This window comes from Nitratiruptor sp. YY08-26, from assembly GCF_016593215.1.
GTDB classification, from domain to species: Bacteria; Campylobacterota; Campylobacteria; order Campylobacterales; family Nitratiruptoraceae; genus Nitratiruptor; species Nitratiruptor tergarcus.
The window spans coordinates 21,707-43,941 of record NZ_AP023063.1; the positions used below are offsets into that span (position 1 = coordinate 21,707).

General features: G+C 39.0%; 24 protein-coding genes and 1 pseudogene. 6 read left to right on the forward strand and 19 right to left on the reverse strand.

The genetic code is table 11. From position 1 onward, the window contains the following. Nucleotides 1-9 precede the first annotated feature (9 nt). Nucleotides 10-603, forward strand: coding sequence for a hypothetical protein (locus JG738_RS00115; protein WP_201337793.1), 594 nt, complete (start codon nt 10-12; stop codon nt 601-603). Here JG738_RS00115 and JG738_RS00120 read toward each other — a convergent pair. From JG738_RS00120 to JG738_RS00155, 8 genes and pseudogenes are all read right to left on the reverse strand, one after another. After that, nucleotides 600-2,033, reverse strand: coding sequence for a CHAD domain-containing protein (locus tag JG738_RS00120; protein WP_201337794.1), 1,434 nt, complete (start codon nt 2,031-2,033; stop codon nt 600-602). The two genes, JG738_RS00115 and JG738_RS00120, sit on opposite strands and share 4 nt — an antisense overlap. A 45-nt stretch (nt 2,034-2,078) precedes the next feature. Further along, complete coding sequence (locus JG738_RS00125; RefSeq protein WP_201337795.1) at nt 2,079-2,675, reverse strand: YeeE/YedE thiosulfate transporter family protein; 597 nt, start codon at nt 2,673-2,675, stop codon at nt 2,079-2,081. Between the two features lie 9 nt (nt 2,676-2,684). Continuing rightward, on the reverse strand, nt 2,685-3,185 hold the full coding sequence (locus JG738_RS00130; protein WP_084274972.1) for a YeeE/YedE thiosulfate transporter family protein: 501 nt from the start codon (nt 3,183-3,185) through the stop codon (nt 2,685-2,687). Nucleotides 3,186-3,322: 137 nt separating this feature from the next. Further along, nucleotides 3,323-4,900 carry a phosphoenolpyruvate carboxykinase (ATP) gene (gene pckA / locus JG738_RS00135; RefSeq protein ID WP_201337796.1) on the reverse strand — a complete coding sequence of 526 codons (1,578 nt, stop codon included), beginning with the start codon at nt 4,898-4,900 and terminating at the stop codon, nt 3,323-3,325. Nucleotides 4,901-4,986: 86 nt separating this feature from the next. Continuing rightward, nucleotides 4,987-5,325 (reverse strand): annotated as a pseudogene (locus JG738_RS00140) (ferredoxin-thioredoxin reductase catalytic domain-containing protein); the annotation flags it as partial. A gap of 60 nt (nt 5,326-5,385) precedes the next feature. Beyond that, the gene (locus tag JG738_RS00145) at nt 5,386-6,021 is read right to left on the reverse strand and encodes a protein-L-isoaspartate(D-aspartate) O-methyltransferase (protein WP_084274975.1); all 636 of its coding nucleotides are present in this window, start codon (nt 6,019-6,021) and stop codon (nt 5,386-5,388) included. Then, complete coding sequence (locus JG738_RS00150) at nt 6,018-6,725, reverse strand: carbon-nitrogen hydrolase family protein (RefSeq protein ID WP_201337797.1); 708 nt, start codon at nt 6,723-6,725, stop codon at nt 6,018-6,020. The genes JG738_RS00145 and JG738_RS00150 overlap by 4 nt, the downstream gene beginning before the upstream one ends. Then, complete coding sequence (locus tag JG738_RS00155) at nt 6,715-7,740, reverse strand: ribonucleotide-diphosphate reductase subunit beta (RefSeq protein ID WP_084274977.1); 1,026 nt, start codon at nt 7,738-7,740, stop codon at nt 6,715-6,717. The genes JG738_RS00150 and JG738_RS00155 overlap by 11 nt, the downstream gene beginning before the upstream one ends. A gap of 113 nt (nt 7,741-7,853) precedes the next feature. On the opposite strand from JG738_RS00155, the gene JG738_RS00160 reads away from it, so the two are divergent. Then, a complete protein-coding gene (locus tag JG738_RS00160) occupies nt 7,854-8,348 on the forward strand; it encodes an LOG family protein (protein WP_201337798.1) in 495 nt (164 codons plus the stop codon). A 5-nt stretch (nt 8,349-8,353) separates the two neighbouring features. Here JG738_RS00160 and JG738_RS00165 read toward each other — a convergent pair whose 3' ends face one another. From JG738_RS00165 to purB, 6 genes are all read right to left on the reverse strand, one after another. Beyond that, entirely contained in the window at nt 8,354-8,743 is a 390-nt protein-coding gene (locus JG738_RS00165; RefSeq protein WP_201337799.1) for a DUF6858 family protein, read from the reverse strand. An 80-nt stretch (nt 8,744-8,823) separates the two neighbouring features. Continuing rightward, nucleotides 8,824-9,645, reverse strand: a complete 822-nt coding sequence (locus JG738_RS00170) for an SDR family NAD(P)-dependent oxidoreductase (RefSeq protein WP_201337800.1) — start codon at nt 9,643-9,645, stop codon at nt 8,824-8,826. After that, the gene (gene msrB / locus JG738_RS00175) at nt 9,638-10,009 is read right to left on the reverse strand and encodes a peptide-methionine (R)-S-oxide reductase MsrB (RefSeq protein ID WP_201337801.1); all 372 of its coding nucleotides are present in this window, start codon (nt 10,007-10,009) and stop codon (nt 9,638-9,640) included. The genes JG738_RS00170 and msrB overlap by 8 nt, the downstream gene beginning before the upstream one ends. Next, a complete protein-coding gene (locus JG738_RS00180; RefSeq protein ID WP_201337802.1) occupies nt 9,999-10,526 on the reverse strand; it encodes an O-acetyl-ADP-ribose deacetylase in 528 nt (175 codons plus the stop codon). The genes msrB and JG738_RS00180 overlap by 11 nt, the downstream gene beginning before the upstream one ends. Then, complete coding sequence (locus tag JG738_RS00185; protein WP_201337803.1) at nt 10,517-12,886, reverse strand: ribonucleoside-diphosphate reductase subunit alpha; 2,370 nt, start codon at nt 12,884-12,886, stop codon at nt 10,517-10,519. Before JG738_RS00185 ends, JG738_RS00180 begins: the two co-directional genes overlap by 10 nt. Further along, the gene (purB, locus tag JG738_RS00190; protein WP_201337804.1) at nt 12,886-14,223 is read right to left on the reverse strand and encodes an adenylosuccinate lyase; all 1,338 of its coding nucleotides are present in this window, start codon (nt 14,221-14,223) and stop codon (nt 12,886-12,888) included. Before purB ends, JG738_RS00185 begins: the two co-directional genes overlap by 1 nt. 144 nt (nt 14,224-14,367) lie before the next feature. On the opposite strand from purB, the gene JG738_RS00195 reads away from it, so the two are divergent. Beyond that, nucleotides 14,368-15,207 carry an RluA family pseudouridine synthase gene (locus JG738_RS00195; protein WP_236583167.1) on the forward strand — a complete coding sequence of 280 codons (840 nt, stop codon included), beginning with the start codon at nt 14,368-14,370 and terminating at the stop codon, nt 15,205-15,207. Here JG738_RS00195 and JG738_RS00200 read toward each other — a convergent pair. From JG738_RS00200 to hisF, 5 genes are all read right to left on the reverse strand, one after another. After that, nucleotides 15,190-16,134: an NAD(P)-dependent oxidoreductase gene (locus JG738_RS00200; RefSeq protein ID WP_201337806.1), complete on the reverse strand. Its 945-nt coding sequence runs from the start codon at nt 16,132-16,134 to the stop codon at nt 15,190-15,192. The two genes, JG738_RS00195 and JG738_RS00200, sit on opposite strands and share 18 nt — an antisense overlap. Before the next feature lie 81 nt (nt 16,135-16,215). Beyond that, nucleotides 16,216-16,344, reverse strand: a complete 129-nt coding sequence (locus tag JG738_RS10465) for a hypothetical protein (RefSeq protein WP_255322335.1) — start codon at nt 16,342-16,344, stop codon at nt 16,216-16,218. Beyond that, a complete protein-coding gene (rlmN, locus tag JG738_RS00205) occupies nt 16,328-17,398 on the reverse strand; it encodes a 23S rRNA (adenine(2503)-C(2))-methyltransferase RlmN (protein ID WP_201337807.1) in 1,071 nt (356 codons plus the stop codon). The genes JG738_RS10465 and rlmN overlap by 17 nt, the downstream gene beginning before the upstream one ends. Continuing rightward, on the reverse strand, nt 17,395-17,928 hold the full coding sequence (locus tag JG738_RS00210; RefSeq protein WP_201337808.1) for a purine-nucleoside phosphorylase: 534 nt from the start codon (nt 17,926-17,928) through the stop codon (nt 17,395-17,397). Before JG738_RS00210 ends, rlmN begins: the two co-directional genes overlap by 4 nt. Beyond that, nucleotides 17,925-18,689 carry an imidazole glycerol phosphate synthase subunit HisF gene (hisF, locus tag JG738_RS00215; protein ID WP_201337809.1) on the reverse strand — a complete coding sequence of 255 codons (765 nt, stop codon included), beginning with the start codon at nt 18,687-18,689 and terminating at the stop codon, nt 17,925-17,927. The genes JG738_RS00210 and hisF overlap by 4 nt, the downstream gene beginning before the upstream one ends. A 49-nt stretch (nt 18,690-18,738) precedes the next feature. Between hisF and nth the strand changes: the two genes are divergently transcribed. The 3 genes from nth (at nt 18,739) to JG738_RS00230 (ending at nt 22,234) form a co-directional block, all read left to right on the forward strand. Next, on the forward strand, nt 18,739-19,395 hold the full coding sequence (nth, locus tag JG738_RS00220) for an endonuclease III (protein ID WP_236583168.1): 657 nt from the start codon (nt 18,739-18,741) through the stop codon (nt 19,393-19,395). 231 nt (nt 19,396-19,626) lie between these two features. Then, nucleotides 19,627-20,448 (forward strand): 16S rRNA (adenine(1518)-N(6)/adenine(1519)-N(6))-dimethyltransferase RsmA, encoded by an 822-nt coding sequence (gene rsmA / locus JG738_RS00225; protein WP_201337811.1) that lies wholly within the window; start codon nt 19,627-19,629, stop codon nt 20,446-20,448. After that, entirely contained in the window at nt 20,405-22,234 is a 1,830-nt protein-coding gene (locus tag JG738_RS00230) for a ribonuclease J (protein WP_084274992.1), read from the forward strand. The genes rsmA and JG738_RS00230 overlap by 44 nt, the downstream gene beginning before the upstream one ends. The last annotated feature ends 1 nt before the right edge of the window (nt 22,235 follow it).

Below are 22,235 nucleotides of genomic sequence, written 5' to 3' on the forward strand. Positions count from 1 at the left end.
GGTGAAAATATGCGGGGTTTTTTGCTTATATTATTTGCTTTGGCCTCTTTTGCAGCAGAGAGTAATAAAACAAAAGAGTATTTTCATCTGCTTATGCAGCAGCAAAATCCTTACGTTTTTGATAAAAAAGCGCGATTAGAGCTTCAAAAAGCAAAGATTGCTGCCCAAGTGCAAAAAGAGAAAGCACAACTTGATTATAAAAAGGCAGTTGAGACAGCCAAAATAAAAAAAGAGTCAATTGTACAGGCCAAAAAACTTGATGTTGATAAAGAAAAAGTTGTTATAACTCCTCAGTTGGAAGAGGCAAAGATTAAAAAGAGTATGGTTATTTACTTCCTAGCTTTTGGAGTTTTAACACTTATACTCATCTACATTATCTTTAAGCGCTACCAGGCCCATAAAGAGAAATTAGAACTAGAGAGGTTGCGCATAGAAAAAGAGATCCATGAAAAAGAGCTTGCAGTAAGAGAGCAAGAGCTGCGTGCACAGATGGCTGCAAAACTTATGGAGACACTTGCAAGTGGAAAATTGACAAAAGAGCAGGAAGAACAACTTTTACTCATAGCAAAAGGTAGTTCAAATCTCTTAGAAAAGAAAAACTAACAAAAGTGACAGAGCGCGCATTGGAAATTTTTGCGTAAGACTTTTAATTTTTTGCGTTTTTTGAGAAATGTTTTGCGCCTCTTTTTAGCTTTTTTCTCTAGAAACTGTATGAGAAATAGTATTGCTTCATTCTCTTGCATTTGCTGTAGTTTTCGGAGATACTCAATCTGTACCTCAAAGTCTTGATGTTCACCAAGAATTGTCTGGAGCTCTTTTGCAAGATCCAGTGCTTTAGTAAATGATTCTGGTTCCAAAAGAGAGCTAAAAAGCTCTAAGAGGTAGCGTAACTTCTTTGCTTCTATGCGAACTTTATGAAAATCTTTTGGATCTGACTTTTTACAGAGTTTGTTGCTCATTTTTTTTAGTTTTTTTAGCTGCTTATTGATTATCTTCTTTGCAGCTATTATTGCGGGGAAATGGGCAATTTCATCTTTGTGACAAAACTTTTTGAGTTGTGTAATTGCTTCTTCAAACTCTTTTGTTTGCAAAAACTCTTTTAACTGCTCCTCAATGCTTTGCTTTTGCTCTTTGAGGCTCTCTTGGATGGCATCGAGATTGGATTTGAGTTTTTCTGGAAGCTCTTTTTTAAACTCTTCTATCCATAGAAGTGCTATATCAGTATCTCTTGCTCTGTTTGTTTGTTTCATAAGAGATGAGAGTTTTTTTTCTAAATCTTCTGGGATAGGATATATATGGGAAAAAAGAGTAAGGTAGCTGCGAATTTTTCGTAAGGCTACACGCAGTTGGTGGAGTCTTTCACTATCTTTATCTCCTGCCAAAATTGCCTCTTTGTTATGGAGCACTACATGGAGAAGTGCATAAATAGAGGCTTTAAGAAGATAGAACACATCATAATATGGGTGAAATACTAATTCTATTTTAGCTTGCAGTTTTCCTTGAACAGCTTTTTGTGCATCTGCAAGAAGTTGCAAAAGATGTATCTGTTTAAGAGGTATTCCATGAAGTGCAATTGCTGCATTCGTAAAGTTTGGATCTTCTGTGACTTCATCGAGGATTATGCGTGATATTTGTGTAGGAGGTGAGAACTTTATAGCCTCTTCAAGATTTGAAAACTCTATCTCGACAAATGCTAAGCCTTTAAGTTCTCCTTCAAACCAGTCAAACTCATATACTTGTCCATCGATTGTAGCAAAATAGCGAATTTTGTGGATAATTGCACCTTGAGCATACATGAAAGCTTTTGCAAACTCTTTTTGTGAAATGATATTTTCGATTTCTACTCTCTCAACTCCTTCTCCTTTTTTTATAGTTTTATAGAAGCTATTATCTTTTTGACGATAACGTTTATGATCTTGTGTATAAAACTGTACAATTTTGCTCTTTTTATAGGGGATATGGAGAGATTTGAGGAGCTTTTTGGGGTTACATGGAGGCAAGAGATATTTACGCTCAATCTCCTTAGATTCCAATGCGTACTCTTTTTCTTTTATTGTAGCACAAAAAAGAAGAGGAGATTAAATTTCTCCTACCTCCTCTTCGATTTCTCTATTTGGCAGCAAAAAGGCTATGGCTATGAGGGCGACACCATAGACAAAGATAAACCAGTCATGACCGATAAGCTGTGCAAGAGTGAGTTTGCCAAAATTTGGGCCCATGATGGTTTTGAGATCGGGATAGAGATAGGTAAAGAGTGCCCCAGCTAAAAGCCCACCTACAAGACCAGTAAAGACATCGATATTTCCTTCACTCACTGCTACTGGTCCAGTTCCTGGACAAAGTCCCAAAATTGCCATCCCTATTGCAAATAAAACTCCTCCGATAATGAGCCCTCCAAGGGTAATTGGCTTGATGTGGTAGTGTGCATAGCCAAGTTTAATCATAAAATAGAGGCCAATACTTGCAATACCGATAGTAAAGAAAAGCATTTTTGGGACTTTAAAACCATGGAGCATTGCAAACCCTGCGATTTTGTCAAAAGTATCTACCCTACTCCATTGTATGATTACACCAAAAACGATACCAATAGCCATAATAAGCCAAATACTTCCATGATTTTGTACTGCTACATACTCATAAGTTTGGCGAAAAAACTCTATAATATTAAAATTCATTGAAGCTCCTTAGAGATTTTTGTAAAAGAGACGGCCAGTTAGCAAAAGTACAATAATAGCTACTCCCCCAAAAATGAGACCACTGACAGCTGTCTGGCTAGCTCCACTGAGAAAATGCCCACTTGTACATCCTCCCGCTAAACGTGCACCAAATACCACCAAAAAACCACCCACAAAACTCCAAAAAAGTCTTGAAACTGGTGAGCTATTTTTGTGTTTCTTCCAAAGGGGTGGCAAAATACGAAACTTGAACGTTTTAGTTATAAAGACAGAAGTCAAAAAGCCTCCAATGAGTACTCCAATGAGGAAAAAGACCTCCCAGCTACCACTATTTTTAATATGTTTAAAGTACTCAGTATCAGTAAGCCCAAAGATCCATGCACCCATATAGGCAATACCTGTAGAAGCACCTATTGGTCTATTAGCTCCATATGTAGAGAAGGTAAACCAAAGAAGCAGTGCAAGTGCAATACCACCCGGTATCCATCCTAGTCTTCGTGGAAGATTCATAATAATTCCTTATGAAAAAAATTTTTAATAATTATAATAAACAAAAAGAGATAAGTAAAATATATGAAATTTAATAAAAGATTCAATTAAATTGAATAATAGAAGTTAGGTTATTCGCCCCATGAGGGCGAAATATATTAAAGTTGTGGTCCAGCTTGTGAGTAGTCGAAGTTTCCGTACCCTTCATAGCGTTTGAAATTATCTATAAAGAGTTTTGCGAGGTGCTCGAGCTGCTTATCATACGCAGTTTTATCTTCCCATGTATTGCGAGGATTAAGGATATTGCTATCAACTCCATTAATACTTTTTGGAATTGCAAGATTAAATATCGGAAGTGTTTCAAACTCACTTGTCTCAATACTACCATCAAGAATTGCATTGATACAAGCGCGTGTGGCAGGAAGACTCATACGTTTGCCTACACCATATGGTCCGCCAGTCCATCCGGTATTGACAAGATAGACATTGACACCATGTTTATCTATTTTTTCTCCAAGAAGTTTTGCATAGACAGTTGGATGGAGCGGTAAAAAAGCTTCCCCAAAGCAGGCACTAAATGTAGCTACCGGCTCTGTGATACCCCTCTCTGTTCCAGCTACTTTTGCTGTATAGCCGCTTAAGAAATAGTACATCGCCTGCTCTTTTGTGAGTTTACTTACAGGTGGCAATACACCAAAGGCATCAGCGCTGAGGAAAATAATATTTTTTGGATGTGGTCCTTGGAGATCCTCTTTGTGCTTGCAGATATGGTAGATTGGATAGCTTACACGCGTATTTTCTGTTTTACTTGCATCTTCAAAGTCTATTTCCCCGTTTTCTTTGACAACTACATTTTCTAAAAGAGCATCTCTTTTGATTGCGTTGTAGATATCAGGCTCTTTCTCTTTGTCAAGTCCAATAACTTTTGCGTAGCAGCCACCTTCAAAGTTAAAAACACCTTTATCATCCCATCCATGCTCATCATCACCAATGAGACGTCTATTAGGATCGGCGCTGAGTGTTGTTTTTCCTGTACCACTGAGGCCAAAGAAGAGCGCCACATCATCTTTTTCTCCGATATTAGCAGAGCAGTGCATACTAAGCTTACCTTCAAGCGGCAGCCAGTAGTTCATCATAGAGAATATTCCCTTTTTTATTTCACCCCCATACCAGGTACCACCAATGATTGCAACATTCTCTTCAATATTAAAAATGATAAACACATCTGAATTGAGGCCATGCTCTTTATAACGATCATTTTTGAGATTTGCTGCTACATAGAGGGTAAAATCTGGATGGAAGTTTTTAAGCTCTTCTTCAGTTGGGCGGATAAACATGTTTTTCACAAAGTGGGCCTGCCAAGCAATCTCTGTGACGACGCGGATCGCCTTTTTGCTATCATCACTTGCACCCGCAAATGCATCCATTACATAAAGCTCTTTACCACTGAGGTACTCTTTTGTTTTTGCAAAGAGCTCGTCAAAAATCTCTTTGGAAACTGGTTGATTAATCTCACCCCATGCGATATATTTTTCACTTGGAGGCTGCTTGACAAAGTATTTGTCTTTTGGGCTGCGACCTGTAAAGATCCCTGTATCGACTGCTACTGCACCAAGATCTGTTTCTACCCCTTCTTGCTGCTCAATCTCTTTTTTGAAGAGTGTTTCGTAGTCTGGGTTGTAATAGACCTTCTTGACATCTTTGATGTCAAGTTTGTCAAAATCGTTTATCTCCATTTTGACCTTCTTTGAATGATTTTGTAATGAAATTGTAACACTTCTTACTTAAAATATGCAAAAAATTATTATTAAAGTCTTTATTGCTTATGTGTCGCTGCATATTCTGGTGTGCAAAAAATACCACAGTGACACTTCCCTATTTCTGGGATCTCTTTTTCTATTGCTGGTTTACAAGGACAAATTCTGTCATCTGCACTTTTAAATTTTCCATCCTCTTCTATGACCATAAAACAGGGACAAAATCTTTTTCCATACATCAATTTGTTACGCGCAAGTCCCATAGTGACACCCTCATTAACCTCTTCATTGGGGTTGTAAACCCAACCAAACTGCTTACATACTTTATCAGTGAACTTTTTTGTCTTTTCAAGCTCATCCAAAAACTCTTGGCTACTCATATCTACATCGCGTCTTTCGGCCATCATATCTCCTTCGTTTTTTTTATAGTAGCAAGTGGAATGTTTAAATAAATTAAAATTTTTTTACTCTACGCCACTCTTAGAGTTAATAAAGTAACAGGTGTCCAATTCTTCTACATTTCCATCTTTAAAAAAGCGGGTAATGATCTGTTTATCTTTTTGGATGATAGGGGCAACTATGATTCCTCCATCACTTAATTGTTCAAATATATTTTGAGGGACTTTTGTAAGTGCAGCAGAAAAGATTATGCGATCATAGGGCGCAAACTCCCTCCATCCAAGCATTCCATCTGCGTAGCGCACATGGACATTTGTAATATCAAGCTCTTTAAATCGCTGTTTTGCTTCAATGACAAGCCTCTCGATCCGCTCCACTGTAAAGACTCTTCGGACAATTTTACTCAAAATTGCTGCTTGATAACCGCTCCCGCAACCAATCTCTAATATGCTATCAGCTCCAACAGGTTCTAAAAACTGTGTCATTTTTGCTACTGTCAGGGGGGAGCTTATCCACTGGTTTCCAGCAATTGGCAGGGCGTCTAGTTTATAGGCATGGTGTGTAAAGCCAACTGGGACAAAGAGCTCACGACGAACCTTTGCAAATGCTTCTTTGATTTTGGGATGCAAAGGAAAGATTTTGTTGATATTTTCTGCCATTTTTTGGCACTTTTGCAGTTCGATCCGCTCTTGCAAATTCATAATCCAATATCCATATAGCGTCTCATCTTCTTAATATCATTGAGATCTACTTCTTTATTTAATAATCTTTTTCTATCATCACGGAAGGCAACTCCAAAAGGATTGATAATAGCACTGCTTTTTGCCATATCTTCATTTGCACTATTACTTGCAATGACAAAGCATTGATGCATGAGAGCTAAAGTCTCGGTAAACTGCTCAAAGTGGCGTTTTCTGAGACTCCCCCACATTGCTGGAACAAGGATGATGTCAGCTCCTTTGAGGCGCTGCCATATTTCAATGAAGCGCAGCTCAAAGCAGATTAAAAGCCCAAATTTCCTCCCCTCTATTTCAAAGAGACTAATCTGCTCAATATTGCCTGCACTAAAATAGTCTGTTTCTCCACCAAATTTAAAGAGTTTTACTTTTGGTTGCTCATAAACTACTTCTTCTTTATAGAGCACTTTTGCAATATTGTAAAATTTACCGTCTCTTTTTTCAATTTGTGTATAGCAGATGATGCGCTTTTGGGAGAGTGGCAGCAGCTCTTCAAGCGCCCTTTGACCAAACTGGGCAGCCTCTTCGAAGCGATCATAAGTAAATCCAGTGAGTACCACTTCAGGAGCGACGACAATATCGCCGCTTTTTTGGATGAGCTTTTTTAAGGTTTTGAGATTTTTTTCAAAATCAGGTTTTGTTTGGCACTGAATAGCACTAAAAATCATCGAAATCGAGACTACCTTTCGAATAGTTGGTTACATTTCCCTCAAAGAAGTTTGTCTTTTGGTCATTAAATTTTGCAAAATCATCCACCCATTTGATTGGATGCTCTACATTGTACATTGGCTCTAACCCTACTCTTTGTAACCTGTCATCTGCAAGATATTTAATATACTGCTCAATAATCTCATCGGTAAGACCCAGGATTTGTCCTTGGGTGATATATTTGCCCCAGCTGCTTTCAAGATCCACTGCCCCTTCAAACATCTTGTATACATCATCAATCAGCTCTTTTGTAAAAAGTTCCGGGCGCTCTTTTTTGAGGGTATTGATCATATTTTGAAAAATAAGCAGATGCGTTACCTCGTCTCTTTGGATAAAGCGAATCATCTGTGCGCTTCCTAGCATTTTCCCACTGCGAGCAAGGGTGTACATATAGGTAAAGCCGCTATAAAAGTAGATGCCTTCTAAAATCTGGTTGGCAAACATCGCTTTAACGATATTCTCATCTGTCGGATCGGCTGCTAAATCCTCATACACTTTTGCGATATAGTCATTTTTTTGTTTGAGTTGGAGATCTTCACGCCACAGCTCATAAATCTCATCGGTATTTTGACTGATGGAATCTACCATGACCGCATAGCTTTGTGAATGCAGCGCCTCTTCAAAGGCTTGGCGCACCAAAATAAGGTTGATTTCGGGTGCAGTGATGTAGGGGTTGACATTGTCTATAAGGTTGTTGGTTTGAAGACTGTCCATAAAGATAAGTTGGGCTAACACTTTATCGTATGCCAGCTTTTCCGCGTCAGTTAAAAGCTTGTAATCCCTTGCATCCTGAGTCATATCGACCTCTTTTGGGAACCATGTGTTTGCCAGCATCATCTCCCAAAGATTGTATGCCCACTGATACTTGATTTTATTGAGTTCAAAAATTCCCGTAGGATTGCCACCAAAAATCTTTCTCTCATTGACGCTTTCGTGTGAGTTTGGATTGTAAATCTTTTTTCTGTGATAGGTCATCTTTTGCTCCTTGAGTCCCATTGCAAAACATTTTAGAAATGTTTTACAATATGACTGAATTTAGGAATTAATTATATTGAGATAGCATTAAAATAAATTTAAGGAAAAATTATATGAAAGTAGCTACTACTTTTGGGGCATCAAAAGCGAATCATGATTCTGTTGAATATCAAGAAGGAATCGAACTAGGAAAATTTTTGAGTCAAAAGGGTTTTATTGTCAAATGCGGAGGTTATGGAGGATTGATGGAAGCAGTGAGCAAAGGAGTGTATGAGGTTGGGGGTACTTGCATTGGCATTGGATTAGAAGCTTTTGATAGATTTCGCCCTCCAAATCCCTATCTATCAAAAAAGATCCTCGCAAAGACACTCTATGAAAGATTGGAGCTTTTGATAGAGGGGAGTGAGCTTTTTGTAGCGCAAAAGGGGAGCATTGGAACACTCAATGAGATATTTATGGTAGCAGCTTTAAAGTATGGAGGATTGAAACCTAATATTCGTATCGTTTTATTAGGGGAGTTTTATAAGAGTCTTAACTGCTTTGACGAGAATTTTTTACAAAATGTCGAAATCTATCTTAGTTTAGAGGAGTTTCAAAGAGGGTTTTAGGCATTTTATGCCCTCAACCCTTTTGCCCACTCCTCCATTGCTGCATTTGCTGTTGGATTTGGTGCTTCAAGAAAACTGATTACAAACTTTTCACCTAAATCTGCTACACCAATACTTCTTGGACGTACGCCCATTACTTCAGGTTTTGGTAGCTCTTTACCAAAGCAAAAAACGATATTTTTTGCTGCTTGAATCTCAGGATTTATCTGCCCATCTGCCAAAGATTTTGTGTGCGCATAGTGATCAAATGTTGCTATGTAGGTTGCTACAGGGTGTGCTTCGATTTTCTCTTTAAAATAGGCGATGATTTCATCAACATTTTTATAGTTTGTCTCATTTTTATTTAGTTCCAAAATAAAAAGAGGATATTTCTCCATCAGTGTTATCTGTTTCATGCTGCTCCTTTAGTAAAATTTTTATAATTATAACTATAAAAAATGAAAGTCATTAGATAAGATTATATAAGAATAATGCGTTAAATTTTTTGCAAGATTTTATCAAGGAGCGATGTGGGTAGAGCCCTTTTGAGTAGAGCCAAAATAGTCGAGGCCTTTGTGATATAGTATCTTGGTTTTGGATAAGGTGTTTGCATAATATCTACAATAATTTTTGCTGCCTCTTCGCTAGTAAGAGTAAATGGGGGATTTTTTGAGCCTTCCATTCTTTTGAGCTCCTCTTTGTAGAGTCTCTTATGAGGGCTCTTTTGCATATCGATATATCCTAAAAACTTTTGCAAGGCATTTTTTCTAAAGTTACTTATTACAGGGCCGGTGTTGAGTGTTATTACATCTATACCGCTTCCTTGTAGTTCCAGACGTAAAGTATCGGTGTAGCCTTCCAGTGCAAATTTGCTTGCATTGTAGGCTCCGCGATATTTTAACGCTACCAATCCTAAAATGGAGCTGTGTTGGATGATGCGTCCAAAGCCCTGTTTTCGCATAATAGGGATAATTTTTTGTGTTAAGGCATGCCAGCCAAAGAGATTGGTTGCAAACTGCTCTTGGAGTGCTTTAAGGGGAAGATCTTCCAAGGCACCTGGCTGTCCATAAGCTGCATTGTTAAAGAGGATATCGATTTTTCCGTTGCTCTTTTGCAAAAACTTTTCAACTGCTTTATGTATCGATTGAATATCGGTTAGTTCTAAATAAATTGGCTCTAATCCAAGGCTGGTTAGTCTTTGAAGATCTTTTTCTTTCCTTGCAGTAGCAAAGACTTTAAAACCCTCTTTTTTACACAGTTTTGCAGTCTCTAGTCCTATACCACTGCTACAGCCAGTAATAAGAACTATTTTACTCATTAGGAATAAATCTTAAGCAGACTCCATTGATACAGTAGCGAAGTCCTGTTGGAGGTGGACCATCGGGGAAAACATGACCCAAATGGGCTTTGCATTTGGAGCAATGTACTTCTGTACGAACCATTCCGTGGCTTGTATCGGTAGATTCTTCTATTACTTCTTTGCTGATTGGCTTATAAAAGCTTGGCCAGCCAGTGCCTGAGTCAAATTTTGCATGTGATGAAAAAAGAGGCGTTTGGCAGCATTTGCACTGATAAACTCCTTCTCTTTTTTCACTATACAAAGGACTTGTATAGGCTGGTTCCGTTCCATGCTCAAACATCACATGGTGTTCAAAGGGAGTGAGTTTCTCTTTACACTTCATAGTTAATCCTCAACTCTTGTGCTGTTTTGATATAAATTTGGTAGTCTTTTTCGTTATGCAATACACAAATAACTTCCATTGGATAGTAAGAGCACTCTTGTAAAAACCAATTAACTGTAGAAAGTGCTACTTTGCTAGCTTTCTCAATGGGATAGCCATAAACCCCGGTGCTGATAGATGGAAAGGCAATGGAGCGGAGTTCATAGCTTCTGGCAATACACAAAGAGTTTTCATAGCTGTGTTGCAAGATCACCTCTTCATCGTGATTGCCGCCTTGCCATACAGGGCCTGGAGTATGGATGACCCATTTTGCCGGAAGGTTGTATCCATGGGTGATTTTTGCCTGTCCTGGATTTGCACCCCCAAGTGTTTTGCACTCTTCCAAAAGTTTAGGACCAGCGGCTCTGTGAATGGCTCCATCAACGCCCCCTCCTCCAAGCAGGCTTGGATTGGCGGCATTGACAATGGCATCAACATGAAGCTTTGTAATATCGCCTTGAATGATTTTTATTGACACCCCAGACACTCCATACTTCTATCTGCAACATCTTGAGCAACTTCTGGGGACTGGCTTCTAAGATAGTAGGTAGATTTAAGTCCAAGTTGCCATGCAAGGGTGTAGATCTCATGCAAATAGCGTCCACTTGCTCTATCAAGACGGATAAAGATATTGACACTCTGGCCCTGATCGATCCATTTTTGTCGTACAGCTGCCGCTTTAATAAGAAGACGCTGGTCAAGATCGTATGCAGGAGTGTAGTACTGCCAAGTATCAGCACTGAGGTTTGGTACAACTACCGGAATGAGTCCTGAGAGATTCTCTTCAAACCATTTTCGCTTATAGACTGGCTCAATTGTTTGTGTAGTTCCAGTAAGAATTGAGATAGAGCTTGTGGGTGCTATTGCCATAAGATAGCCATTGCGCATACCATCACGTTTTACTTTTTCCCTTAGTTCATTCCAGTCATAGATGTAGCCAAAAAGTCCACCCCTCTCAGGTGTGAGTTTTTTAGCCTCTTTGTTTGCCGTATCGATTGGGAAAATCCCCTTTGCCCATTTGGAGTTTTCAAAGAGTGGATAGACACCTTTTTCAACTGCTAAGTTTGAGCTGGCTCGAATAGCGTTGTAGCTAATCATCTCCATAATCTCATCTATTGTTTTTAGATGCTCATCGCTTCCCCACTCTACTTTTTTCTCTGCTAGCATCTGGGCTTCACCCATGACACCAAGTCCAATAGCTCTTGTTTGCAGGTTTGTCTTTTTTACCTTTTCTAGTGGATAGAAGTTAAGATCGATTACGTTATCTAGCATTCTAATGGCGATAGGTACAACCCGCTCAATATCCTCTTTCGTATTGACTTTGCTAAGGTTCACACTGGCAAGGTTACACACAGCAGTGAGTCCATCGATTTTCTCTTTTTCTACAATGAAAACCTTTTTGCCGTTGATGGTATCGATACTGGATATCTTTTTAGCTTTTTTTACGATTCCTGTATCGATTTTTACTTCATCCTCTTCATCGTAGAGCTCCACACTTCCATCTTCATATTTGACTTTGACTTTATAGTAGTTTGGCTCTGTGTTTTGGAAAATCTCTGTACAAAGATTGGAGCTGCGAATTATTCCTGCATGATCGTTTGGATTGCATCTGTTGGCATTGTCTTTGAAGCAAAGAAATGGATTTCCTGTCTCAAAATAGCTTCGTAAAATCAGTTTCCAAAGCTCTTTTGCCTTGACCTGTTCTTTGAGAATATCATCTCTTTGCTCATACTCAATATATCTTTTCTCAAACTCTTCGCCCCATACTTCTGTCAGATCACTTGTTTGGTAGGGATCAAACAGCGTCCAGATTCCATCTTCGGCAACCCGCTTCATAAAAAGATCATTTATCCAAAGAGCCGGAAAGAGATCATGGGCGCGTCTGCGCTCCTCCCCACTATTTTTTTTGAGATCAATAAAGTCTTTGATATCCATATGCCATGGCTCAATATAGACTGCAATCGCCCCTTTTCGAGTACCCAACTGATCGACTGCAATAGCGATGTCATTGGTGATTTTTAAAAATGGAATGATTCCTCCAGCTGCGTGCTTATGCCCATCAATGTAGCTTCCCATTGCACGTACTCTGCTCCAGTCCCAGCCGATACCACCACCATATTTGCTTAGCAGCGCCATCTCTTTGTAGCCATCAAAAATCCCTTCGATATTGTCTGGAGTTGATCCGATATAGCAGCTAGAGAGCTGATGGCGTGTAGTTCTTGCATTGGAAAGTGTTGGTGTGGCTACCATCACTTCAAATTTGCTGATTACATCATAAAACCGCTTTGCCCAGCTTTGACAATCAAGCTCATTTTGAGCCAAAAACATTGCAACCGCCATGAAAAGTTGCTGTGGAAGCTCTATGGGCTTATTATCTTTATCTTTAAGCAGATATCTGTCGTAAAGTGTTCTAATGCCAAGATAGGTAAACTGCAGATCACGTTCAGGCTTTATATAGTCATTGAGATCATCGAGGTCATATTTTTCTTTAAGTCCTGGGATAATACGCCCCTCTTTCTCTCCTCTTTCAAAATATTCTCTTAGGTGTCTATAGCCGGTAAAACCACTCACTTTATGATAGAGATCGTATAAAAAGAGTCTTGCAGCTACAAAGCTCCAGTTGGGTCTATCCACATCGATTTTATCCACTGCTGTACGAATGAGGGTTTGCTGGATCTCTTCTGTGGTGATGCCATCGCGAAACTGGATCTTTGCATCGACCTCCAGCTCGCTTTGGCTAACTCCCTCTAATCCTTCGCAAGCAGCTTTTGTATATTTTTGTATTTTGCTAATATCAAGGGGCTCAACCCGACCATTTCGCTTAATAACGCGAATCATTAATCCTCCTCTTTGAAAACTCTTGCGAAAATCCTGTCAACATTTTTTGTATAGTAGCTATAATCAAAAAAGCTTCGTATCTCTTCTTCGCTAATCTTTTGGGTAAGCTCTTTATCTTCTAATAGATATTGCAAAAAGAGGCTCTCTCCTGCTTCATTGATAGGCGCATGCCCCTCTTGGATCTGCTCCCACACCTTCATAGCGTTTCTTTGTACAATCTTATATGCATCCTCTCGTGTTACACCTCGTTTGGTAAGCTCAAGCAGTACTCTTTGGCTAAAGACAAGTCCTCCTGTTAAGTTGAGATTTTTCATCATATTTTTTGGATAGACCACAAGATTGGCAATAACATTATTGAGTCGATGCAAGGCAAAATCGAGGGTGATAAACCCATCTGGCAAAATGAAGCGCTCCACTGAAGAGTGGCTGATATCACGCTCATGCCAAAGAGCCACGTTTTCTAGGGCTGGTATTGCCATAGAGCGAATTTGTCTTGCAAGACCTGTGAGGTTTTCACTAAGAACTGGATTGCGCTTATGTGGCATAGCGGAGCTTCCTTTTTGCCCTTTGCTAAAAAACTCCTCAGCTTCATACACTTCTGTTCGTTGAAAGTGGCGGATATTGACGGCAATTTTTTCGATAGTGGAAGCAACCAGTGCCATAGTGGTAAAGAGTCTTGCATATCTGTCACGCTGAACTACCTGATTGGAAACAGGAGCTGGTTTGAGACCAAGCTCCTCACACACATACTCTTCAAGTTCCATCGGTGCATGGGCAAAGTTCCCCATGGCCCCACTCACTTTGCCAACACTTATGACTTCCAATGTCTCTTCGAGGTTTTTAAGATGCCTTGCAAACTCGTCATACCAGATAGCCAAAACGAGCCCAAAGGTGATAGGCTCTCCGTGGATTCCATGACTTCGTCCAACCATGAGAGTCATTTTGTGCTCAAATGCTCTTTTTTTGATGGACTCCATTACCATCTTCACATCTTCGATAATGAGTTTCAAAGAGTCTCGCATCTGCAAAGCTACAGCTGTATCTATTGTATCGGAGCTTGTCATTCCGTAATGTACCCAGCGCGACTCTGGCCCCAAAGACTCTGCAACGCTTGTCAAAAAAGCAATCACATCATGTTTTGTCTCTTTTTCAATCTCATCTATTCTTTGTACATCAAATTTTGCATTTTGTAGGATCTTTTCCATATCCTCTTTTGGAATAAGTCCCAGACGGTTCCATGCCTTTACTGCGGCTAATTCTACATCAAGCCACGCTTGATATTTTGCCTGCTGCGTCCATTTATCGGCCATCTCTTTTCGTGCATATCTCTCTACCATTGCTATCCTTTTTTACTAAAAAGCTTACTGAATTTATTATAATGCTATCAAAAGAAAACTTCTGAATTGATTAAAAGGAAAAGTTTGCCATTTGTCCGAAAGATAATAAAATCTAATGAACCAATCAAGCTCTTTTTACTCTTGATGAGAACGTTTGATATCTCCCAGTCTCAGGCACAAAAGATGATTGATACAAGAAAAATTTATCAACATGGAAAACTCATAACTGATAAATCAGCTGTTGTGCAAGGGGAGCTAGAAATAGTGACATTTGAGCCCATGACAAAAGGGCTTAAGCCTCTTTTTGAGACAAAAGATTTTGCTGTGTATGATAAGCCAAGTGGCATCATGGTGCATCCACGCAATAGAAATACGCACTATACACTAATTGATGAGATTCGTTACCATTATGGAGATGAGGCAAATATTGTACATAGAATCGATAAAGAGACAAGTGGCCTCGTACTTGCCAGTAAAAACAAAAAGGCAGAAAAACTGCTCAAGCAGATGTTTGAGCATAAACAGATCCAAAAGCGTTATCTAGCACTTGTTCGCGGAGATATTCAACAGCAGATGGTGATAGAAGCACCAATTGCTCTCAATAGAGATTATTCGACTATTAAACTCAAAGTCATGATCCATCCTCAAGGAAAGTATGCAAAGACAATTATAAATCCATTGCAGTGTTTTGGAAATTTTACACTGGTGGAAGCATTTCCCGTGACGGGAAGGCAGCACCAAATACGTATCCATCTGTTTCACGTGAAACATCCGATTCTTGGTGATCCGATCTATGGCCCATCTACGCAAGATGCTATTCGATATCTTGATGGTTTAATGGATAATGAGGAGCGTTTGGCAGTAACCGGAGCAACAAGACTTATGCTTCATGCTCATGCAATAGAGTTTGCTTATAACGATACAAAGTATAAAATTGTTTCAAATAGAGACTTTCTCCAGGAATGCTTAAGCTATACGATGTAAAATCTCTTTTTGCTCAATAAATCGCTTCATATTCTCTACAGATATTTTTCTTATTCTCTCCAGTGCCTCTTTGATGAAGTAAGCCATATGGGGTGTATAGCGAATATTTGGTTTTTGGATAAGTTGTAAAAATTGAGGTGTTGGATTTTTCAAAAGCTCTTTTTCTCCCTCAATTACATCAACTCCTATACCATAAATACGATCACTTAGATACTCTATAGCTTCTGTGCTGATTACTTCGCCTCTAGCAACGTTGATAACAACCGCGTGAGGTTGCAGTAGCTTTGCTTGTTGGAGATCCAACATATGATAAGTTTTTGGGGTAAGAGGTACGGCAAACATAACTATATCAATGGTTTGAAGAAGCTCTTCATAATCACACTTTTCAATATTGTATTGTGCGCAAAAGGTTTCATCATAGTGCCTGGTGTAGGCTTTGATTCTCATGCCAAAGCCTGAAGCGATACGTGCTATCTGTTTCCCGATAGTTCCGAGTCCTATTATGCCAAGAGTCTTTTCAAATAGTTCAAATCCCAAAAGATCTTTATAGGAAAAATTACCCTCTTTTGCTCTAGCAATTGCGATGTCTGTTTTTCTAGAGATATTGAGCAGAAGTGAAAAAGCAAATTCCGCAACAGGTGGACCTGCATATCCTTGAACATTGGAGACGGCAATTCCTCTTTTTCTACACGCTTCGATATCGATGTGATCAAATCCGGTAGAACGTGTTTGGATATATTGTAGATTTGGTAAAAGATCTAAAATACTGCTATCTATTTTAGAGCGGACAAAGATACTAATAGCTTCATATTGTGCTTCTTTTTTGAGAGTATGGTTGATATCTTCTTGATAAAAATCGATTGTTGCATTAAGTTTTTTAAAAACTTCTTGACACTCCTTGTCTGCTTCAAAAACAGCTATTTTCATCTCTTCCCTTTAAATGTGACTATGATAAATCCTATAAGCCCTACTAAAACAGTTCCAGCAATGATGAGTAGCATCGCATCATCAAGCATTGTCATCTTTGTGCTCCTCATGTTCTATTGTGATTTTTACAAATGCCACTACCATAAAAATAACGGCTATTATAAGTATCATTGCCATAATCAGCTCATAATTTTTAAAGGGTACATCCATGACTCTTCTCCTTTAGCTGTCCGCATGCTGCACTGATGTCAAGCCCTTTTGATTCGCGAATAGTGCACAGCACGCCATGATCTAAAAGATAGTGTTGGAAAGTCTCCACATCTTTAGGCTCTGGTCTTTGAAATGGACTACCTGGATATGGGTTAAAGTAGATGAGATTCACTTTTGCTTTTATGCCATGGAGAAGCTTGACAAGTTTTTTTGCTGCCTTTAAATCATCATTGAGATCCTTTATCATCAAGTACTCAAACATCACTCTCTTTCTTTGATCAATTGGAAACTCTTTGACAGCTTCTATGACACTTTCTATGTTATAGGCTTTGTTAATTGGCATCAGTTTTTGTCGTAGCTCATCATCTACCGCATGGAGGCTAATTGCAAGGAGTACTCCAAGATTCATCTTTCCTAGTTTTTTAATCTTTGGTGCTAGACCACTCGTAGAAATCGTTTGGCGTCGTGGACTGATGCTCATCCCATGCTCATCACTAAAAATTTTTACAGCTTTGGCTACATTCTCAAGATTATCGAGGGGCTCTCCCATTCCCATATAGACGATATTTACTCTTCTATTTGCTGGAATATTATTATCCTCTCGGATGGTGAGTACTTGTCCGACAATCTCACCAGGGGAGAGATTTCTTACAAATCCACCTTTTGCAGTGAGACAAAACTCACACCCTACTTTACATCCTACCTGGCTTGATACGCAGATAGTATAGCGCGCTTCTTTGACGATATCACCCTTTTCATTTCTCTCCTCTTTTTTCATAGGAAGTAAGACGCTTTCGATAGTGTGACCATCATGCAAGCCTAAAAGATATTTTTTACTTCCATCTTTACTGATTTCTACATTTAAAATTTTGGGAGGAGTAATTGTAAATGTTTCTTTGAGTTCCTGGCGCATTGATTTTGGAAGATTGCTCATTTCCTCAAAATCTTTTGCTCCTTTTTGGTAGAGCCATTGAAAGATCTGGTTGGCTCTAAATTTTGGAGTTACCTCTTGTTGTAACTCCTCTTTTGTAAGATCTAAAATGTTTTTTTTCATATTTGAAACTTCTCCTTCACAAAACCTTCCAATTTTTCCATCGCCTCGCGAATATTGTTTGTATACGTTTCATGGGCATTCGTATCACAAAAATTGGTTACGACGAAAATACCCGCTGCCGGAATTTCAAACTCTTTTGCCACTTGCAATATAGAAAAAAACTCCATATTTTCCAAATCAATTCCAGCTTTTTGAAAATATTGCCAGGTAGATTTGTCTGTAGTAATATAGTTTGAGGAGTTGACTATTGTTTCATGTGAAACATTGATGCCTTCGCTTACTACTACATTATCGATTGGAGTATAGGATTTTTTTTGCCAAAAAGAGAGCTCTATTTGTGATGCGCCCCTGCTTTGTACAATATCAAAGATATTATATTTTCCATAACTGCCTGCAGAACCGATAAAAAGCAAGAACTCCGGTTTGTCAAAAAGAGCGAGTCGCGTAAGGTTGATAGCAGACTCTATAAGACCCACTCCTATGGGATAAGCAAAAGAAAAAAGTTCTGTTTTACCTGCGCACACTATCATAATCGAACGGGGATCCCTTCATTTTGCAGATACTGCTTTAACTCCGTGATATCTATCTCTTTAAAGTGAAAGATGCTAGCAGCTAGTGCAGCATCTGCATGTCCCTTGGTGAATGCATCCTTGATATGCTCCATTGTTCCGGCACCACCACTGGCAATTACCGGAATTTCTACTGCATCACTGATAGCTCGGGTAAGTTCCAAGTCATATCCGGCTTTTGTGCCATCTGCATCCATGCTGGTAAGAAGGATCTCGCCAGCTCCTCTATCATATACCTCTTTTGCCCATTCGATTGCATTTTTACCGCTGTCATGTCTGCCACCAGCAGTAAAAACATGCCAACTATCACCTACCCTTTTGGCATCAATCGCTACCACAATGCACTGGCTTCCAAATCTCTTTGCTGCTTCATTAACAAACTCAGGATTTTTTACAGCAGCTGAATTGATACTCACCTTATCGCATCCTACTGCAAGGAGCTTATAAATATCTTCTAGTTGTCGAATACCGCCCCCCACAGTGAGTGGAATAAAAACCTCTTTTGCCACCTCTTCTACAATGTGTACAATCGTATCGCGCTCTTCATAGGTTGCTGTAATATCGAGAAATGTAATCTCATCTGCCCCCTCTTCGTTGTAGCGTTTAGCTACTTCTACAGGATCTCCTGCATCTTTGAGGCCTACGAAATTTACTCCCTTTACAACACGCCCTTTATCAACATCAAGGCAAGGGATAATACGTTTTGCAAAGTACTCTTGCATCGCTTGCATACCTTCTTAAGTTTTTCTATATTATACTATGTTTATGACAATGCAACAGTTTCAAAAAATTTTAAAGATCCTACACATCGAATATGAAAAGTGGGATGCCCCTGCAAAGAGATTTATAAAAGAGTGCAGATATGAGCGAACGCCTTATACAATATTAATAGCAACAGTTCTGAGTTTTCGTACGAAGGACGAAGTTACTTTTGCAGCTGCACACCGACTCTTCGCACAGGCAGATAAACCGAAAGATATGTTGAATGTTTCACGTGAAACGATAGAAAAAGCAATCTATCCTGTAGGTTTCTATAGACAAAAAGCAAAGAGTATTCATCACATTTCACAAGAGTTAGTAGAAAAGTTTGGAGGTGATGTTCCCGATACTCTTGAAGAGCTCACAAGTATCAAAGGCGTTGGACCTAAAACTGCTAAAATTGTGCTAGAACAAGCCTTTGGGAAGCCCTATGTGGCAGTAGATACCCATGTGCATCGTCTCTGTAATATATGGGGGCTTATTGAGACAAAGAGTCCCGAAGAGAGTGATAAAGTGCTTGAAGAGATGGTAAGTGATGAAGAGAAAAGAGACCTCAATAAACTTCTCGTTGCCTTTGGACAAACCGTTTGTAAACCGCAAAAACCAGATTGCAAGAGGTGTCCATTGCAAGAAACTTTAAAAAATTTTGGAATACAATGCAAGGTATAATTGTTTTTGAACTGGTAATGATTCAATTCACTCAAAAAAGTGCAAATTTTTTTAATATTACAAAAAGCTATAAAATGCAAACAGCTGCTTGTCCTACGAGTTAAGTGCACTTTTTTAGCTAAAATTCATAACTTTTTTTGTTTTTTTGCCACTGTCTTTGGGCTTAATTTGACATATTTATATAAACGCGCTATATTTAATCCATTCTTTATCAAGAATAGGATAGAATCTTTGAAAATTGCAGCGAAAAAGAAGTTTGGCCAAAATTTCTTAAAAGATGAAGCGGTTTTATACAAAATCATCGAATCGATGCCCAAAACAGAAAATGTAATTGTAGAAATTGGGCCTGGATTAGGTGATTTAACAAAAAAGCTATTAGCACAGCAAAGAGATGTGATAGCTTTTGAGATCGATGAAGATCTATGTCGTCTTCTTGAAAAAGAGTTTCATGAAGAGATTACAGCAAAGAGTTTCTCACTAGTTTGTGGAGACGTCATAGATCATTGGAAGCAAAATCTTGTGGATAAAGATTATGATCTTGTCGCTAATTTGCCCTACTATGTAGCTACCAATATTGTGCTTCGTGCACTGCAAGATGAACGGTGCAAAAATATATTGGTCATGCTACAAAAAGAGGTTGCCGACAAGTTTTGCGCAAAAGAGGGAGAGAAAGAGTTTTCATCTTTGGCCGTTTTGGCACAGAGTGTTGGTCAAGTAAAGAGAGTGTGTGTTGTCAAACCACAATCATTCTCCCCTGCGCCAAAAGTGGACTCAGCGGTTTTGTTGATACAAAAGAGAGCTAATCTAGATGATAAGCATTTCATGCAGTTTTTAAAAGCTGCATTTTCTCAACCGCGTAAAACCCTTTTGAAAAATTTATCCAGGCTCTATCCCAAAGAGCAGTTAGAGCAGATTTTTACTACACTTGGGATTGCTTCCAATATTCGACCTCATGAAGCTAGCACATCTATCTATCACCAGATTTTTGGAATGTTAAAGGAGAAGATAGATGGAGCAAAAGCAGTCCCAACAACCACAACAGCAACAAAATAGAAATCAACAAAAAAATGCTCAAAGACGAAGCGGCCATAGTGGTGGCGTATATAAAGATATAAAAAAAGCGATAGCTGCAAACGAGCGGATGCAACAATCGCGTCTTACACCTCGCATTAATACAAAATCAAATGGAAAAGTGCGCATAACACCTCTTGGTGGTCTTGGAGAAATCGGTGGGAATATCACTGTATTTGAGACAGAAAAGAGTGCGATTATTATTGATGTAGGGATGAGTTTCCCCACTGAAGATATGCATGGCGTGGATATTTTGATACCTGATTTTAGCTATTTACACGAGATTAAACATAAAATCCATGGAATCGTTATTACCCATGCCCATGAGGATCATATTGGTGCAGTGCCCTACCTTTTTAAAGAGATGCAGTTCCCTATATATGGTACACCTCTACCTCTTGGAATGATAGGGAATAAATTTGATGAGCATGGGATGCGAAACTATAAGAGCTATTTTCGCTATGTGGAAAAGAGAAAGCCGATTAAGATAGGTGATTTTGAAGTTGAGTGGATGCATATGACCCACTCTATTATCGATGCTTCATCTTTGGCTATTACTACAGAAGCGGGAACTATTATCCATACAGGAGATTTTAAAATCGATCATACTCCTATAGATGGATATCCAGCAGATCTGCATAGATTAGCGTACTACGGAGAAAGAGGTGTTTTGCTTCTTCTTTCAGATTCAACGAACTCCCATAATCCTGGTATTACCAAGTCTGAAGCAAGTGTAGGCCCTACTTTCGATCTGCTCTTTTCAAGAGCTAAAGGACGGGTTTTGATGAGTACCTTCTCATCTAATATTCACCGAGTATACCAAGCGATCGAGCATGGAATAAAATATAATCGTAAAGTCTGTATTATCGGACGCTCTATGGAAAAAAACCTCGATATCACAATGGAACTCGGATATGTGAAATTGCCGCAAAATATTTTTATTGAACCGCATGAGATAGGCAAATACAGAGATGATGAGATCTTGATTGTAACAACTGGCAGCCAGGGCGAAGCGATGAGTGCTCTTTACCGCATGGCAACAAACGAACACCGCCATGTAAAAATTAAGCCCACCGATACAATCATACTTTCAGCTAAAGCGATTCCGGGAAATGAGCGAAGTGTCTCAAGTCTTATTAACTTTATCCAAAAGTGTGGAGCAACAGTAGCGTATCAAGATTTTAGTGAAATCCATGTCTCAGGTCATGCTGCACAAGAGGAGCAAAAGCTGATGATTCGCCTCACAAAACCAAAATTCTTCCTCCCTGTGCATGGCGAATATAACCATTTAATGAAACACAAAGATACAGCAATGAAATGCGGTATCCCCGAGCGAAATATCTATCTCATGAGCGATGGGGATCAGATTGAAGTAACGCCAAAATATATGAAAAAGGTGCGATCTGTTCGTACAGGAAAGGCCTATATTGATAATCAGCTCAATGAGGAGATTGAGAGTGATGTAGTGATCGATAGACAGAAGATGGCTACTGAAGGTATAGTTATTATCGTGGCACAAATCTCTAAAGATACGAAAAAATTTATTAGTAAACCAAAAGTAAGCAGCTTCGGGCTTGTTGCAGATAAAAAAGATAAAGAGTTTGAGCAAGAGATAAGTGGGCTTCTTGAGCAGTTTTTGACAAATAAACCAGAACTCGTGGAGACACCGAAAAAGTTAGAGAACGATTTTAGACAGGTAGTGCGCAAACATATTTTTAGAAAATATAAAAAATACCCAACTATCGTGCCAACTATTTTTATTATGTAGG